Here is a 15,258-nt window from a genome sequence, read left to right as displayed (position 1 = left end):
GTTCGAAAAAAGCCCTACCACACTGGAGTGTTGAACATGAGCGCATCGGCTCCGAAAGGCCAGACGATAACGTCACAAGCGATCCGACTGCGCAAAGGCGGAGTGCCGATCGTTTGTCTGACCGCATACACGACACCGATCGCTACATTGGTGGATGATGCATGCGATCTCGTCCTCGTAGGAGACAGCGTCGGGATGGTTCTCCATGGCATGGCGTCGACACTCGAGGTCACCATGGACATGATGGTCCTCCACGGCCGTGCCGTCAGGCGTGGGCTGTCGAAAGCCTGCATGATCGTCGATATGCCTTTTGGCAGCTATGAAGAAGGTCCAGCTCAGGCATTTCACAATGCCAGGACGCTGATGGCTGAAACCGGATGCCAGGGCGTCAAGCTCGAAGGCGGTGCGCATATGGTTGAGACCGTGCGGTTTCTGACTGATCGGGGTATCCCTGTCATGGGTCATGTAGGATTGACGCCACAATCCGTGAACGCTCTTGGCGGCTATAAGGTTCAGGGGCGTGGCGAGAACGGTCAAAAGGTCCTGGCCGACGCTTTGGCGATAGCGGAGGCCGGTGCGTTTTCCGTTGTGCTGGAGAAGATCCCGGCCGCGCTTGGAAGGCAGATCACCGAAGCGATCAGTGTCCCGACAATTGGCATTGGCGCCGGGGCGGACTGCGATGGTCAGATTCTGGTTATCGACGACATAATCGGCTTATTTGACCAGTTCCGACCGAAGTTCGTAAAACGCTATGCGGAGCTCGGCAACCAGATACGAGCCGCGGTTGCGGCGTACGCCGAGGACGTGCGCGGCAAGGCCTTTCCAGGCAATGAGCATGTATTCAATGACGAGGTAAAGCAGTGAGCGTTCCAATCGTAGCGTCGATTTCCGATCTCCGGGAGCAGATCAAATCGTGGCGGAGAGCTGGCCAGACGATAGGGGTAGTGCCGACCATGGGTGGACTTCACGAGGGCCACCTGAGCTTGGTACGCGCGGCAAAGCAGAGCTGCGACAGGGTCATCGTGACGCTGTTCGTCAACCCGCGGCAATTCAATAATGAAGACGACTACAGGAAGTATCCGAGAACCGAAGAGATCGACGCAAAGCTACTTGCGCCGCTTGGCGTCGATGTCCTTTTCCTTCCAGACGGACGGGACATCTATCCCGACAATCATGCCACATCGGTGATCGTTTCCGGTGTGAGCAAACCTCTGGAGGGCGTCTATCGGCCGGGGCATTTTGACGGCGTTGCAACTGTCGTCACGATTTTGTTCAACATCACAAGCCCGGACCGGGCCTTCTTCGGGGAAAAGGACTGGCAGCAGCTTCAGGTCGTGAGGACCCTTGTCAGAGACCTCAAGCTTCCGATCGATGTCGTGGCGTGTCCGACGATCCGATCTACCGATGGCCTGGCACTGTCTTCACGCAATATGCGCCTTAGCGCAGACGCAAGACAGAAGGCGGCGAAACTCTCCGAAGCGCTGATGTGTGCCGCGGAGTGTATCGCATTAGGCGAGCCGTCGGCGGATGTGCTGGCACGAGCCAGATCCGCGCTGGGCGAAAATGAGGATTTCGTAGTCGAGTATTTGGAGATGCGGGACGCGGAAACACTCGACGAGGCTACTGCTGGCCGCCCCGCCCGGCTACTCGCGTCCGTATGGCTTGATGGTGTCAGGCTCATTGACAATGTGCCATTAGTCCCGCCCATGTTCGACTACAGGCATCTGCGGTCTGTCTAGACAATAATCGTCTTGCCTGTGGCCCTGAAGGGGACGGCCAAACGCAATGCCGTCTGAATCTCGACAAGTGGAATGGTATCTCTAATTGTCGTCTTGATGACACCCGATGCGATCAGGGCGGCGACCTGATCGTAGATGGATTGGACGGTCTCCATCGGCTGCTTATGAACCCATTCCCGCAAGTGGAAATAGCCGAATGAGATTTCTTTATGGAGCGCCCAAAACGAGGCCGGAATGCTTTCTTCAGAAAGCAGCCCGTAATGGATGAAATGACCTTTTGGTCGTAGCGCGCCAGCAAGTAGGGAGGCCTGCGGTCCGCCAACGCAATCGAGAACCGCATCAAGGTCGCTGCGACTGGACAGCGCCTCCATTAAATGGGAGGGTCGTTCACAGTCATCGAGAATGACCGTTTCCAGGCGCCCCTCGAGTTTTGCAGCGGATTCTGGCGATCGAACGATCGCGATCGGCTCCACGCCAGCGGCATTTGCAAGATTGATCAGGATCGATCCGATCGAGGAAGCCGCCGCGTTGATGGCAATACGCATTCCAGGTCGCACCTTGACCCGGTCGTGCAACATAAGCCAGGCAGTCATCGGGTTGACGTAACTCGTCGCGGCTTCGATGTCGGACAGGACATCGGGAACGCGGAGACACCAGGTCGGTTCTGTATCCTTGAACTCCTGCCAACCACCGGCGTTGCGGATTGGAAGAACCCGCACGCCAGGTGCGATGCCGCGGACTGCCTCTCCGCAGGCATGAACCACGCCGAATGCTTCGAAGCCGGGAATGAAGGGCAGGGTGGTCCGCGTGCTGTAGGCACCGGAAATCGTGATGATATCGGAGGGATTGATAGTTCGCGCCTTCAGGTGGACGCGGACCTGATCACGCCCGAGTACCCGCAAGGCGTTACGCTCAACAACGACGACGTCCGAAGCAGGCCCGAATTTGTGCACGACTGCCTGGCTTTGCATTGCTCCCCCAGTAATTTCCATTTAGACCACCACAATATTCAGGAGCACGCATGGGATTCGACGGCACACCTATATCATCATTTCGGGTCTCGATGCGAGACATCGACATCTACGGCCATGTCCACAACTCCGTTTACCTGGATTACTGTGAGGATGCGGTCGTTGATTATATTCGACACCGAGCGCTCCTACCACATTTCCGTCACACCACATCCGGCGTTGCTTATCACGTCAAAAAAGCCGAGATCGTTTTTCATAGCCCGATCGATGTCGATGATGTTGTCGAGGCAAGCGTGGGTATCGGTTCGATCGGACGTACCAGTCTGACCTTCGGCATTGAGCTGCGCCGGCAACGCGATGGTGCCCATTGTGCGACAGCACAACTGGTCTGGGTCTGCGTCGATTTGTCAACCAATCGACCCGCGCCAATCCCCGACGCAACCCGCGAAGGTCTGGCGGAAGTTTAAGCGCAAAAATCCATGGCATCTCTTGCAGCGGCGTGCTGTCAACGGAGACGAGACGTCGTTCCGCCACAAGGTTTCCCGGGATTGCTTCAGAAGAAAGCTAGAGGTCGCAGAGGTGATCCGGAGCCTCCGGCAATGGGTAGAGGTGCGGAGAACAAAAAGACTTCTCGTGGAACCTTCTCAAGATTTGCCACGCATTCCAGGATAAGAATATCGTTTGGCAGCCAATAGCGCCCGTGCCCGGGGTTGTCGTAATAGACACCGTTCACCATTGCGATCTCGCAGGCGATTGTATCGGCTCCGACGGCCTTTACCCCACGATCGAGAAAGAATTTCGCGGCTGCGTCATCCATTCCCGGCTGGTTCAACGCGTAGAAGTTGGTCTTGTCAGAGGTCGACCAGTAGCGTTCAAGCCAGCCGAAATTGACAAGAGCGATCTCGCCACCGGACACAGGTGAGCCATGAGCCGCCTCGTAGTCCTCAATGTCCTCCAGCGTCAACAATTCTCCTGGTTTCCAATCACGATCCGAAAAATCATAGACCTTGGCAAGCCCGACAAGGCAGTCGGGCGCCGCAGATTCAATCGTCTTGTGCATCAGATTTTTATGGATATGCGCCGGCGCGTCGCAGTGACAACCGATGTGTTCGGGCATATTGATTGTCTGGCAATAATAACCATCCCGCTCGTGTCCAATGGTTGGATCGATGATCAGATGGGGGTGTGTAGGGTATCGAGGAATGCCCTTTTCCAACTTCGGAGCAAGATCGATACAGCTCGCCCCCTTGATCAGGTCGGCAATCATTGTCGGCACGGAAGGAAGCAGCCCTGACGGTGTGTTCATTCGTTCACCTACGCGACCGAAGCGATTTCGAATGGCATTTTCGGGATCGCGTCCAGAAGCATCTTTGTATACTCGTGCTGCGGGTTTTCAAAGACCTCCTGGCTTGGCCCCTGTTCCACCATGACGCCGGTTTTCAGAACGAGCGTGTAATCGCACATCATGCGGACCACATTGAGGTCATGACTGACGAAGAGATAGCTCAAACCACGCTCGTGCTTCAGCCGCTCGAGAAGCGCCAGAACCGTCGCCTGCACGGAAACGTCGAGTGCAGCAGTTGGCTCGTCGAGCACCAGCAGCTGCGGCTCTACCGCTAACGCCCTGGCGATGCCGACTCTGGCTTTCTGGCCCCCCGACAGCTGATGTGGAAGCCTGTCGATAAATTCGATCGGTAGCCCGACCTGCTGGGCAAGCTCGGTCACGCGTGCGCGAAGCTTCTCGCCGGAAAGCCCCTGAAGGCGGCGCAGCGGATCGGCGATCGACTGAAACGCCGTGTAACGTGGATTGAGACTGTCAGTCGGATCCTGGAAGACAAGCTGGATCGCTCGACGAAGGGGTGAAGCGTAGAACTCATCAGCCGAGATCTTGCCGACATCCTGGCCGTCAAAGATGATGGATCCCGATGTCGGATCGAGCAATCGCGTAACAAGGCGTGATAACGTGCTTTTGCCCGATCCTGATTCACCCACCAGGCCGACGCTTTGACCACGGTTGATCGTGAACGAGACATTGGAGACCGCGTCATAATCGTGAAATTTCTTCGAGAGCCCCTGAACGGCCAGTAATACCTGACCGCCGGCATGGAATTTCTCGACGTCCGCCGGGCCCGGTTCGCCGGAAATGCGGCACAGATCGCCGATCGTCGTGGTCCGCATCGGAGACGAAGCGATCAGGCGCTTAGTATAATCATGCTGCGGCCGTTCGAAAATTGTTTGTGAATCCGACGCCTCGATCACCTCTCCATGCCGCATTACGACCATGCGATCGGAATATTCAGCAGCAAGACCGAGGTCATGTGTGATGAGAACCATCGACATGCCGCGATCTTTGATGAGGCCTGCCAGCAGATCCATTACCGTGCGCTGCGTGGTGGCATCCAGTCCCGTTGTTGGCTCGTCTGCGAAGAGCAATTGCGGGGAGCAACTGATGGCGATGGCGATCACGGCGCGCTGGCACATTCCTCCAGAGAGCTGGTGGGCATAGGCATCCATGTGCTTTTCGGGCGAGCGGAACTGCACAGCCTTCAAAAGGTCAAGGGCTTCTTCGCGAGCCTGCTTGGCTGTAACCTGCTTATGCGCGCGGATAGCATCGACGATCTGCTGCCCGACAGGACGAACCGGGTTGAGGGCCGCACGCGGGTTCTGGAAAATCATCGACATCGTCGAACCGCGCAAGGTCTGCAACTGCGGCTTTGAGGCATACGTAATGTCTTGCCCGTTGAGGACGATCTGCCCGCCCTTGATCACAGCATTCGAGGCAAGCAACCCCATAGCGGCAAGCGCGCCGGTGGTCTTTCCGGATCCGCTCTCGCCGACAATGCCCACGACCTCGCCACGACCGACTTCGAAATCAACACCCTTGATGGCCGAGAATACACCGGAACTGGTGTTGAAATCGATTTCGAGGTTTTTGATAGAGAGAATTGAGCTCGTCATCGACGTCCCCTTGGGTCCAGGAGATCACGCAAGCTGTCTCCGACAATATTGAAGGAAAGGACCGCCAACATCAGTGCCAGGCCGGGGAAGGCCACGAGCCACCAGTTACCGTTGGAGATGTAACCGGCGCCATCCGACACCATCATCCCCCATTCCGGGACAGGCGGCTGAACGCCGAGCCCAAGGAACGACAGACCCGCAGCATTCAAGATCGCCCAGCCGAGGTTGAGGCTGATCTGGACGGCTGCCAGCGGCAGAATATTGGGAATGAGGAAAAACAGGATGATGCGCCAGTGACTATTGCCGGAGAGGCGGGCGGCCTCGACCCAACCACTGTGGCGTCTCGCATTCACCTCGGCGCGGGCGAAACGAATGTAAAACGGCAGGTTTATAAGTGCCGTTGCGTAGATGATATTGGCCATCCCGTTGCCCAGCGCCGCGACAAACGCCATCGCGAGAATGAAAAGAGGAAACGCCATCAGGACGTCGACAAGCCGACCGACTATTTTATCGAACCAACCGACGAAATACCCACTGATGGCACCAATGACTGTCCCGAAGCTGAAGGACAACAATACGGCACTGAACGCAATGAATAGATCAATTTGCGCCGCAATTATGAGGCGCGAAAGGATGTCACGACCAAGCTGGTCGGTTCCAGCCCAATGTGCCCAGCTTGGGCCCTGCATGGCGCGCGCCGCATTCGTTGCGAGTGGATCATAAGGGGTGATGTAGTTCGCGAATATCGCCACCAGGATGAGCAGCAGCAAAAACCCGATACCGATCAGGCTCAAGAAATTTATGCGCACGTTTCTACCTTTGGAGGGTGTTTTGATTTTGGTCGCGGGCTGAGCGACTTTGGCCGCCGTCATAGGGAAACTCGCGGGTCGGCGAAGCTGGACAGAACATCGATCAGCCAGTTCAGCACAACGTAGGCGACTGCCATCAGCAGGACGAAACCTTGCACCGGCGCAAAATCGCTCGAGGCGAGGCCATCGGCGGCATAAGAGGCAATCCCGGGCCAGGCGAAAACCTTTTCGACCATCACGTTGGCGCCAAGGAGAGAGGAAAATACCGGCCCAAGCGTCGTCAGCACGGGCAAGATTGCGTTTCTTAGGGCGTAGACCACGATAATCGTCGGTCGACTGAGACCCGTGGCCTCTGCCATTCTGATATAATCACTTTCCAAGACGGATAACATTGAGGCCCGAGTAACTCGCGTCAACGGTGCCACAACGAACAGAGCAAGTGTCAGCGTCGGCAAGACCAACTGACGTGCGGCAGCCCAGAATGTCTCGACATCGCCGACCAACAGTGAATCGATAAGGTAGAAGCCGGTAAAGGTAGACGGTGCTGTGGCAAAGATGTCCATGCGGCCGGTCGGGTCAGGCGCCCAGCCGAGATCATAATAGAAGATGTAAATCAGCAGCAAACCGGACACGAATGTTGGAATTGCGACGCCGAATGTACAGACAACCCGAACAAAGTGGTCGATGAGTGATCCTTGCCGCAGGGCCGCAGCTACACCAAGCGGCAAGGAAAATATGAGCGCCACGATCAAGGCGCATGTGATGAGCTCGATGGAAGCGGGAAGCCGCCGCCACAGATCCGTAGTGACTGACTGTCCCGTCATATGCGACTGACCAAGATCGCCTTGAGCCACCTGAACAGCATAGATTGCAAGCTGCTCAGGTATGCTTTTATCGAGCCCCATCTGTTTGCGGATTTCGTCTAGAACGTCATTGCTCGCTGATGGCGGGGCCATAAGCCCCGCCGGATCACCTGGAAGTACGCGCAGCAGGAGGAAGGTAACCACCAGAATTCCCAGCAAGGCCGGTACGGCGGTTAACAGGCGCTTGAACGCACCTATGATGTGAAACGTCACCAACGACACAATTGATACTCCAGTTGAAAACTAGGACTTGCGCACCGGATCGCGTGAATCGAGATAATACGACGGCCAAATGGTAAAGCCGCTAAGGCTCGGCACCATTGCCACATCCAAATTGGGACCCCAAAGCATGAGCATCGGCTTTTCTTCATTGAAAAGCGAGATCAGCTCCTTTGCAATGGTGCCGTATTTCACCGGATCGACCTCGTATTTCGCGATGGCCAGGAGTTCGTCGACGCGGGCATTCTTCCAGCTGGAAAAGTTCCAACGCTGCTCGCCGCTCAGGAATACCCTGAAGAAGTAGTCCGCAACGGGGAAATATGCCAGTGAACGCTCCAACATCATCGGCATTGTCTTGTTGGTGACCGCTTCGGTAAACTGTGCATCGGCCAGCTTCTGGATTTTCACCTTGATGCCGATCTTGCCCAGCGCTTCCTGGATAAGAGGCGCTGCGATGTCGGCCCATTCGGCGCGATAGGCGCCGTAAGACAACGTCGTCTCAAAACCGTCCTTGAAACCCGCCTCGGCCAGCTTCTGCTTCGCAAGCTCGATATTGGTCTTTTCCGGCATCGGCTGCGGAAATTTCTCGCTCGGAGGGGAACCGCTCCAATCACCGCCAAAGAGCTTTACTCCGCGGCCAAGCGCGGCTGTCGACAACAGATCCTCGTAGGGCGTGGCTGCGGCAATGGCCTGGCGCACGAGCGGGTTATCGAACGGCGCCATGCGTGTGTTGAAGCTCAGCGCGACAAACGCGGTTGGCATCGGCATGGACGCGACCCTGACGTTCTTGGAATTTTCCAGAGCAACGACGTCGGCCGTCTGCAGCTGGATCGTTATGTCGGCATCGCCGCGCTCAACCAGGCTCCGACGCGTCGCCGCCGCCGGCACCGTCTGAAGGATGACCCGTTCCATGAAAGGAAGGGGACCGTTGGTCCATTTGTCATTGCGCTTGAGCACGACTTGCTCGCCGGAAACGAACCTCTCCACCGTATAGGCACCGCCCGCCGCCGTGTTGGTCTTGAGCCATTCCAGACCCCATGGATCGGCTTCGGTGGTGTGCTTCTTGACCAGGGTGGAATTAAACATCGGCGAGTACAAGGTCGTCAGGTTGGGGATCGCCAGGCGATCGCCCTTCGCCAGCGTCACCTTGACGATCTTGTCGTCGACGGCTTCGATCGTTGCATCCTTGGTGAGTGAACCCGTCGACATCTGGGCCTTGGACATTGTCTCCGCCGTAACAGCGCGTTCCAGCGACCATTTCACGTCCGCCGCGGTGACCGGGGTGCCATCGTGCCACATCGCATTGGGTCGAACGTAGATGGTCAGTGTGCGACCGTTGTCGGAGATCTCGTATTTCTCGGCGAGTTCGCCCTGAACATCGTTGAAATCGTACGTGAAGGTCTCGCCGTTCGGCTTCTTTCCAAACCGAAACAGCCTGTCATAGACGGCGGCACTCATTGCCGTCGATTCCGTCGTTGCCGTGAACGCAACCGGATCGAGGGAGTTGACTGCTCCCGGCGTGACATAGCGCATCATCTTCGTGCGATCATCAGCCAGGGCCGACCCGCCAAAAGGCATGGCAAGCGCTCCCAAGCCGATCGCACTGCTGGATATGAGATTGCGTCTTGAAATCTCGAACATTGTGGCTTCCTTCCTCAGTTAGTGGGTCCTCACTGCAGCTTGTGCTGCAGTTCATTCACTTTGCTGCTTCGGGGGGAGCAGCATCCTGTAGAAAAAAGCCGGCGCCATCTCTCGGTTTGTGAGAGATCAAAAGCGACACGATCACGGATTACTACTCCGCGACTTGCATGACCACTTTCAAAAGCTCGCACAAATACCGTGATACAGCATTTGCTTTCGTTCCCCGATTACCCATCATTGCGTGGATAATTTCATTATTTGACACCTTGTTTCATAAAATGGCTGTTATTGTCAACTGCGATATGGGTAGAATAGATAACGAAAAGGAGCTGACTGCCTGTTCCGTAATGATGTTAGCGCCTAGGTCTAGTTGGGTGATACGAAGAGTCGAGGTTGAAAAAAAGTGTACGGCTGGATATGGGTGGACGATCACATAGTGGCGTCTTCAACTTATCCGTAACTGCCTTTGGGCGCCCTGTTTTAGAGAGATCGAATGTCTGGCACTGTTGACAAGGCACTTAAGATTCTGGAACTGCTGTCGACCTACGACGCTCCTGTACGAATGGCCGACTTGGCGCGCGCTGCGAAGATGAACAAGAGCACGGCCTACCGCATGCTCGAAACGATGAGCCAACTTGGCTACGTGCAGCAAGACGAACCGAACGGACGATATATGATCACCACAAAAATGTGGGAGATCGGAGTCCGTGCGTTTCAACGGCTAGACATCAGGGCGTGGAGCCGACAGCATCTTGAGAAAATTCGCGATTTGACGGGCGAAACCTCCGTGCTCGCGATCGTCGAGGGAAATGATGTTGTGATCATCGAAAAATGCGAGAGTTCACAGTCGATCCAGACCTTCTCGCCCATTGGTAGCCGAACACCCCTCCATTGCTCGTCTCTGGGTAAGGCGTACCTCATGGTGGACACTGACGAAAAAATATCGAAGCTCAAGGCTCCCTATGTCGCTTTCACCTCCAGCACGATAACGACCTCTGGAAAATTACGAAAAGACATCGAGGCCTCGTTTGAGGAAGGTGTTTGCCTTGGCGTAGATGAATTCAGCGAAGGCGTCTGCGGGATATCCGCACCTGTTCTGGGGGCGGATGGACGCGTACATGCTATGGTGGGCATAACTCTACCCACGGCCAGACTCAACGAGAAATTGGTTGCATCCGCGAAGGAGGTTATACGCGCCGAGGCCAATACGTTCTCAGCGAATCTTGGATATGCAGCCCAGTTGGTTCAATCGACAAGTGGTCGCAAAGCACGCATGAAGGTGGTTGCGAATGGCGTGTGATTTGTTCATAGACAATTCCTCTCTCACTTCTGGTAAGCGGATTATTATGATCTTAGCTTCTTGCGCATTTGAAGTAATGTGTGCGGTTGTCGATTGTGAGAAATAGCAAAACTGACAGCATCGGCAGCATTCAGGTCCTGTTCTCAGAGGAAGTAGACAGTACCAACACAGAAGCTGCTCGCCAACTTGCGGTCGGGCGGACGCGACCGTTTGTGATCTCAGCCGACCGCCAGACCAAGAGCCGGGGGAGGTTCGATCGACAGTGGGTCTCTCCTGCTGGCAATTTGTCCATGACAATTGCAGTAGCCCTTCCGCGAAACCGTTACGATACGCCCGTATTATCTCTGGTGACTGGTTTGGCGATAAGTGATGTGCTGGAAACCGTTCTTCCCAGCTCGGCCAGACTCAGTATAAAGTGGCCGAACGACGTGCTTATCGATGACGGCAAGGTTTCCGGGACCTTGATCGAAGTCACCGGTTTGAACGCATTCGTCGGCATTGGCGTAAACATCGTTACACATCCTGAAACAACCATCTACCCCACGACATCGCTCGATCGTTATTGTATGAGCAGCCGCGATGAATTGGTGGGCCTGATTACGGCTGAATGGTTTCGACGGTTTGAGACTTGGTTGGCGCATGGCTTTAAGGCTCTTGCCCAGGACTACAGCGCTAAGCTTTGGCGTCTCAATGAGCCACTTTCCGTTTCGTTGGATGCAGAAAGATCTGTAAGGAAAAACGGCCTGTGCGTCGGTGTCAATGAGCATGGCCACTTGATGCTGCAGGACGAGACCGGACAAGTGGCACCAATCCATGTTGGAGATGTGCTGGCGCCTCTCGTGAATGAGGCTGCTCCGATCTGCGACGACGGCGAGTAGGCGCCAGATGGAAAGAAACCGGCGACCATCTGCTCAGCAGCATTGTTGATATCCACCAAAAGCTCATTGCAGAGCCTCGAAGCACATTGCAATGCCCATACCACCGCCGATGCATAAGGTCGCAAGTCCTTTTCTGGCATAGCGGCGCTTCATCTCGAACAGCAGCGTGTTGAGAATGCGGGCACCGGACGCCCCGATAGGATGGCCGACGGCAATCGCCCCTCCGTTGACGTTGACGATGGCGGGATCCCAGCCGAGGTCGCGGTTGACGGCCAAGGCCTGCGCCGCGAAGGCTTCGTTGGCCTCGACCAGATCGAGATCTCTGACCGACCAACCGGCCTTCTCGAGCGCCTTTTGCGAGGCTGGGATCGGTCCGGTGCCCATGATCCGTGGATCAACGCCCGCCGTCGCCCAGGAGACGATGCGCGCCAGCGGCTGTATGCCGCGACGCGAAGCCTCTGCTTCAGTCATCAGAACGGCCGCCGCCGCTCCGTCGTTGAGCCCGGATGCGTTGGCTGCTGTCACCGTACCCTCTTCGTCAAAGGCGGGGCGGAGCTTTGCCGTTGCCTCCATGGTGGCGCCCTGGCGGATGTATTCGTCAGCATCGACGGTAACGTCGCCCTTGCGACCCTGGATGACGTAGGCAATGATTTCGTCGGCGAAACGCCCGGCCTTTTGCGCCGCTTCAGCCTTGTTTTGCGAAGCCACGGCAAACAAATCCTGATCCTCTCGCGAAAGATACCACTGACGCGCGATGTTTTCGGCCGTGACGCCCATGTGGTAGCCGTAGAAGGCGTCGGTCAACCCGTCTTTCATCATAGTGTCGATCATCTTCATGTCGCCCATCTTGGTGCCGCCGCGCAGATGCGCGGCATGCGGCGCCATTGACATCGACTCCTGGCCACCGGCGACGACGATCTTTGCGTCGCCAAGCGCAATCTGTTGCATGCCGAGCGCCACGGCGCGAAGCCCGGAGCCGCAGAGTTGGTTGATACCAAAGGCAGTTGCCTCCTTCGGCACGCCGGCCTTTAGCGCCGCTTGTCGAGCCGGGTTCTGCCCCGCGCCTGCTGGTAGCACCTGACCAAGTATGACCTCATCGACCTCGGCGGCATCCACGTTCGCCCGCTCCAGCACGCCCTTGACGACTGCTGCCCCAAGCTCGTGTGCAGCAACGGTGGCGAAGACGCCATTGAACGAGCCCACCGCCGTGCGGCCGGCGCCGGCTATAACGATGGAGGCCTTAGACATGTGCGCTGGCACCTTGAGTGAGTTTCACAGTGAACGGAGCTTCTGTCTTGGACCGTACTTCATCAACAGAAACGTTTTCCGCCAATTCGATGAGGGTCAATCTGGGCGCTCCGTGGCGTGCAACATTGAACACACCGAGATCAGTGATGACCATGTCAGTGACCCGCCGTCCGGTCAGCGGGAGGGAGCACTCCTTGAGCAATTTGGGTTCGCCCTTCGCGATATGTTCCATGACCACGACGACTCTTTTCACGCCAGCCACAAGGTCCATCGCACCTCCCATGCCCTTTACCATTTTACCGGGGACCATCCAGTTGGCGAGATCCCCGCTCAACGAAACTTGCATCGCACCTAAAATCGATAGATCAATGTGCCCCCCGCGGATCATCGCAAAGCTATCCGCTGACGAGAAGAAACTGGTTTTCGGTAACTGTGTGATCGTCTGCTTGCCCGCGTTGATCAAGTCGGCATCTTCTTCACCTTCGAATGGAAAGGGACCCATTCCCAGCATGCCGTTTTCGCTTTGAAGCGTGACCTCGATGTTTTCAGGAATATGGTTGGCGACAAGGGTCGGAATACCGATGCCAAGATTGACGTAAAAACCGTCTTCCAACTCACGTGCGGCGCGCGCGGCCATCTGCTCTCGTGTCCAAGCCATTCATACGACCTCATTCGTTTGTGTTCTAACGGTCCTTTGTTCGATCCGCTTTGTGCTGTCAGTGACGACGACCATTCTCTTGACGAAGATCCCCGGCGTGTGGATCGCGTCAGGGTCGAGATCACCAGCAGACACAAGGTTCTCGACTTCAGCAACCGTTACGCGCGCGGCGGTCGCCATGATCGGGTTGAAATTCCGCGCCGTCTTGCGGTAGATCAGATTTCCTTCCGTATCGCCCTTCCAGGCGTGGATCAGCGCAAGATCTGCGAATAACCCAGTCTCCATGATATAGTCGTCGTCTCCAAACCGTCGGATTTCCTTACCCTCGGCCACCAGCGTCCCAACTCCCGTTTTAGTGTAAAACGCCGGAATGCCAGCGCCGCCGGCGCGGACACGCTCAGCGAGAGTTCCCTGAGGATTGAATTCGAGGTCAAGAACGCCGGTGAGATATTGCTCGGCGAACAGTTTGTTTTCGCCAACATACGAAGAAACCATTTTCTTGATCTGTCGCGTTTCCAAAAGCACGCCTAACCCATATCCATCCACCCCGGCATTGTTTGAGATGACGGTGAGATCTTTGACGCCGGCAAGCTGGATTGCTGCGATCAGATTTGAAGGGATGCCACAAAGCCCGAACCCCCCTGACATGATCGTCATGCCGTCAGTCAACACGTCTGCAAGCGCTTCTGTCGCGGTGGCGCGCAGTTTCTTCATGGTTTCAACCTGCTTTTAAGCTTCGAACGATGATCTTTACGGCAAGACTACGACTTGATCCGCACGACAAGTTAGCGGTATTTATACTGCACCTTGCGAGGAGGGAGATATGGCGGCCGATCGTGGCACTGAACAATTTGCTCTGAGCGAAATGCCGGTACCGATGGTGTATGCGACCCACCGGATTATCCGCAATTGTAATGAGGAATTCGCGAGGCTCTTCAAGTATCAAAGGTCCGATCTGATCGATAGGAGCTTTGCGCGACTCTATCCCAAACATGCCGATTTTGTACGCACTGGACGGATGTGGCAGGCGCACCTTCCGGGCGGCCAAGTCTACTATGACGAGCGCGTAATGACGGCGAGCGACGGACAGCGCTTTTGGTGTCAAGTGCACGGTAGAACACGTCATACGACTGATCCCTTCGCGCAAGCGATATATTGCTTTCAACCGCTCCCGAGACCCGTGGGACAAGGGACAAGCCTACTCACACCAAGGCAAGCACAGATCGTTACGCTGATGACTCAGGGGAAAACCAGCAAGGAGATTGCAAGAGAACTTGGTTTGTCTTGCCGTACCGTCGAATCTCATCGAGCTCGCTTGGCGACATCAATTGGTGCAAAGAATGCATCTGAAATTGTTGCTTGGTTTAGCTGCCGTATGCAATCTTAAGAGGTGTGCACACTAAGGTCGCGCCAATGCTCGCCGGACCGCAAAACCCACGACCAGCCATTGATGAACAGACGGTTGTCCTAGGCGCCCCGTCTGGGATCACCAACCTTGCCAAGCAATAGGGGTGCAATCTTGAGCCACTGAGCGTCGCTCAGTTCAGACAGCTAATCGCCATCATCAATCTCCGTGACAAACGCGGTGATCTATGAAGCAGTGACCGACCGAAATAGCGGCTGAAGCCAGTCCTTCAATCGATGGGATGTACGCATATGTGCCAGAGCTTCTTCGTTTGGCAGGACTGGATGAACAGGGAGGCCGTGCTGACCGATGCACGGGCAAGAGAGAATTTGGATAGCTGCGTACGTGCATTTTGCGATGGTCTTGATGCCTTTGAGCAAATCAAACGTCGCTCAAAGCCATTGAAATAGAGTGAACAGCTCCCATTGCTGTGATTTCCGACACTAAGGATGTGATCCAGCCGCTGTTGAGGTTGCAACGGTATAGCCTGGGGATGTCTGGAGACAGCGCTACGATACTTTGAGCCTTTTCACGTTACGCAAAATGAGCGGCCTTCCCAGACTTCCTCT

General features: G+C 55.9%; 15 protein-coding genes and 1 pseudogene. 6 read left to right on the top strand and 10 right to left on the bottom strand.

Going from position 1 to position 15,258, the window contains the following annotated elements:
• Nucleotides 1–36 precede the first annotated feature (36 nt).
• The gene (gene panB, locus FG152_RS18095; RefSeq protein ID WP_498987742.1) at nt 37–864 is read left to right on the top strand and encodes a 3-methyl-2-oxobutanoate hydroxymethyltransferase; all 828 of its coding nucleotides are present in this window, start codon (nt 37–39) and stop codon (nt 862–864) included.
• Complete coding sequence (gene panC / locus FG152_RS18090; RefSeq protein WP_498987740.1) at nt 861–1,739, top strand: pantoate--beta-alanine ligase; 879 nt, start codon at nt 861–863, stop codon at nt 1,737–1,739. Before panB ends, panC begins: the two co-directional genes overlap by 4 nt.
• On the opposite strand, the gene FG152_RS18085 is transcribed toward panC, so the two are convergent.
• Nucleotides 1,736–2,710 carry a zinc-dependent alcohol dehydrogenase family protein gene (locus tag FG152_RS18085; protein WP_498987879.1) on the bottom strand — a complete coding sequence of 325 codons (975 nt, stop codon included), beginning with the start codon at nt 2,708–2,710 and terminating at the stop codon, nt 1,736–1,738. The two genes, panC and FG152_RS18085, sit on opposite strands and share 4 nt — an antisense overlap.
• Before the next feature lie 50 nt (nt 2,711–2,760).
• Here FG152_RS18085 and FG152_RS18080 point away from each other — a divergent pair, with 50 nt between their 5' ends.
• On the top strand, nt 2,761–3,177 hold the full coding sequence (locus tag FG152_RS18080; RefSeq protein WP_498987737.1) for an acyl-CoA thioesterase: 417 nt from the start codon (nt 2,761–2,763) through the stop codon (nt 3,175–3,177).
• 86 nt (nt 3,178–3,263) lie between these two features.
• Here FG152_RS18080 and FG152_RS18075 read toward each other — a convergent pair whose 3' ends face one another.
• Genes FG152_RS18075 through FG152_RS18055 form a run of 5 tightly spaced genes read right to left on the bottom strand, consistent with a single transcriptional unit; the run spans nt 3,264 to nt 9,152 of the window.
• Entirely contained in the window at nt 3,264–3,977 is a 714-nt protein-coding gene (locus FG152_RS18075; RefSeq protein ID WP_498987735.1) for a cyclase family protein, read from the bottom strand.
• A 47-nt stretch (nt 3,978–4,024) separates the two neighbouring features.
• The gene (locus tag FG152_RS18070; protein ID WP_498987733.1) at nt 4,025–5,668 is read right to left on the bottom strand and encodes a dipeptide ABC transporter ATP-binding protein; all 1,644 of its coding nucleotides are present in this window, start codon (nt 5,666–5,668) and stop codon (nt 4,025–4,027) included.
• The gene (locus FG152_RS18065; RefSeq protein ID WP_498987730.1) at nt 5,665–6,540 is read right to left on the bottom strand and encodes an ABC transporter permease; all 876 of its coding nucleotides are present in this window, start codon (nt 6,538–6,540) and stop codon (nt 5,665–5,667) included. The genes FG152_RS18070 and FG152_RS18065 overlap by 4 nt, the downstream gene beginning before the upstream one ends.
• Nucleotides 6,537–7,562 (bottom strand): ABC transporter permease, encoded by a 1,026-nt coding sequence (locus FG152_RS18060; protein ID WP_498987727.1) that lies wholly within the window; start codon nt 7,560–7,562, stop codon nt 6,537–6,539. The genes FG152_RS18065 and FG152_RS18060 overlap by 4 nt, the downstream gene beginning before the upstream one ends.
• A gap of 21 nt (nt 7,563–7,583) precedes the next feature.
• Nucleotides 7,584–9,152, bottom strand: coding sequence for an ABC transporter substrate-binding protein (locus FG152_RS18055; protein WP_498987724.1), 1,569 nt, complete (start codon nt 9,150–9,152; stop codon nt 7,584–7,586).
• 541 nt (nt 9,153–9,693) lie between these two features.
• Here FG152_RS18055 and FG152_RS18050 point away from each other — a divergent pair.
• Together FG152_RS18050 and FG152_RS18045 are read left to right on the top strand one after the other, a co-directional pair.
• Nucleotides 9,694–10,500 (top strand): IclR family transcriptional regulator, encoded by an 807-nt coding sequence (locus FG152_RS18050; RefSeq protein ID WP_498987722.1) that lies wholly within the window; start codon nt 9,694–9,696, stop codon nt 10,498–10,500.
• A gap of 80 nt (nt 10,501–10,580) precedes the next feature.
• Complete coding sequence (locus FG152_RS18045) at nt 10,581–11,378, top strand: biotin--[acetyl-CoA-carboxylase] ligase (RefSeq protein ID WP_498987721.1); 798 nt, start codon at nt 10,581–10,583, stop codon at nt 11,376–11,378.
• 63 nt (nt 11,379–11,441) lie between these two features.
• On the opposite strand, the gene FG152_RS18040 is transcribed toward FG152_RS18045, so the two are convergent.
• The 3 genes from FG152_RS18040 to FG152_RS18030 are packed head-to-tail and all read right to left on the bottom strand — an operon-like array spanning nt 11,442 to nt 13,998.
• Nucleotides 11,442–12,626 (bottom strand): acetyl-CoA C-acetyltransferase, encoded by a 1,185-nt coding sequence (locus FG152_RS18040; protein WP_498987718.1) that lies wholly within the window; start codon nt 12,624–12,626, stop codon nt 11,442–11,444.
• On the bottom strand, nt 12,619–13,284 hold the full coding sequence (locus FG152_RS18035; RefSeq protein WP_498987716.1) for a 3-oxoacid CoA-transferase subunit B: 666 nt from the start codon (nt 13,282–13,284) through the stop codon (nt 12,619–12,621). The genes FG152_RS18040 and FG152_RS18035 overlap by 8 nt, the downstream gene beginning before the upstream one ends.
• Nucleotides 13,285–13,998 carry a CoA transferase subunit A gene (locus FG152_RS18030; RefSeq protein ID WP_498987714.1) on the bottom strand — a complete coding sequence of 238 codons (714 nt, stop codon included), beginning with the start codon at nt 13,996–13,998 and terminating at the stop codon, nt 13,285–13,287.
• A gap of 109 nt (nt 13,999–14,107) precedes the next feature.
• Between FG152_RS18030 and FG152_RS18025 the strand changes: the two genes are divergently transcribed.
• Nucleotides 14,108–14,671 (top strand): helix-turn-helix transcriptional regulator, encoded by a 564-nt coding sequence (locus FG152_RS18025; RefSeq protein ID WP_498987712.1) that lies wholly within the window; start codon nt 14,108–14,110, stop codon nt 14,669–14,671.
• Nucleotides 14,672–14,685: 14 nt separating this feature from the next.
• Here the strand turns inward: FG152_RS18025 and FG152_RS18020 are convergent.
• A pseudogene (locus tag FG152_RS18020) lies at nt 14,686–14,835 on the bottom strand (transposase); the annotation flags it as partial.
• Between the last annotated feature and the right edge of the window lie 423 nt (nt 14,836–15,258).

This window comes from Ochrobactrum sp. XJ1, assembly GCF_024701725.1.
GTDB classification, from domain to species: Bacteria; Pseudomonadota; Alphaproteobacteria; order Rhizobiales; family Rhizobiaceae; genus Brucella; species Brucella anthropi.
This window is presented reverse-complemented; position numbering and strand designations above follow the sequence as displayed.

Bases quoted from the DNA above. Each gene is read 5' to 3' on its own strand.
- panB (WP_498987742.1), top strand. From the start codon at position 37: ATGAGCGCATCGGCTCCGAAAGGCCAGACGATAACGTCACAAGCGATC.
- FG152_RS18085 (WP_498987879.1), bottom strand. From the start codon at position 2,710: ATGCAAAGCCAGGCAGTCGTGCACAAATTCGGGCCTGCTTCGGACGTC.
- FG152_RS18080 (WP_498987737.1), top strand. From the start codon at position 2,761: ATGGGATTCGACGGCACACCTATATCATCATTTCGGGTCTCGATGCGA.
- FG152_RS18075 (WP_498987735.1), bottom strand. From the start codon at position 3,977: ATGATTGCCGACCTGATCAAGGGGGCGAGCTGTATCGATCTTGCTCCG.
- FG152_RS18070 (WP_498987733.1), bottom strand. From the start codon at position 5,668: ATGACGAGCTCAATTCTCTCTATCAAAAACCTCGAAATCGATTTCAAC.
- FG152_RS18065 (WP_498987730.1), bottom strand. From the start codon at position 6,540: ATGACGGCGGCCAAAGTCGCTCAGCCCGCGACCAAAATCAAAACACCC.
- FG152_RS18050 (WP_498987722.1), top strand. From the start codon at position 9,694: ATGTCTGGCACTGTTGACAAGGCACTTAAGATTCTGGAACTGCTGTCG.
- FG152_RS18040 (WP_498987718.1), bottom strand. From the start codon at position 12,626: ATGTCTAAGGCCTCCATCGTTATAGCCGGCGCCGGCCGCACGGCGGTG.
- FG152_RS18035 (WP_498987716.1), bottom strand. From the start codon at position 13,284: ATGGCTTGGACACGAGAGCAGATGGCCGCGCGCGCCGCACGTGAGTTG.
- FG152_RS18030 (WP_498987714.1), bottom strand. From the start codon at position 13,998: ATGAAGAAACTGCGCGCCACCGCGACAGAAGCGCTTGCAGACGTGTTG.
- FG152_RS18025 (WP_498987712.1), top strand. From the start codon at position 14,108: ATGGCGGCCGATCGTGGCACTGAACAATTTGCTCTGAGCGAAATGCCG.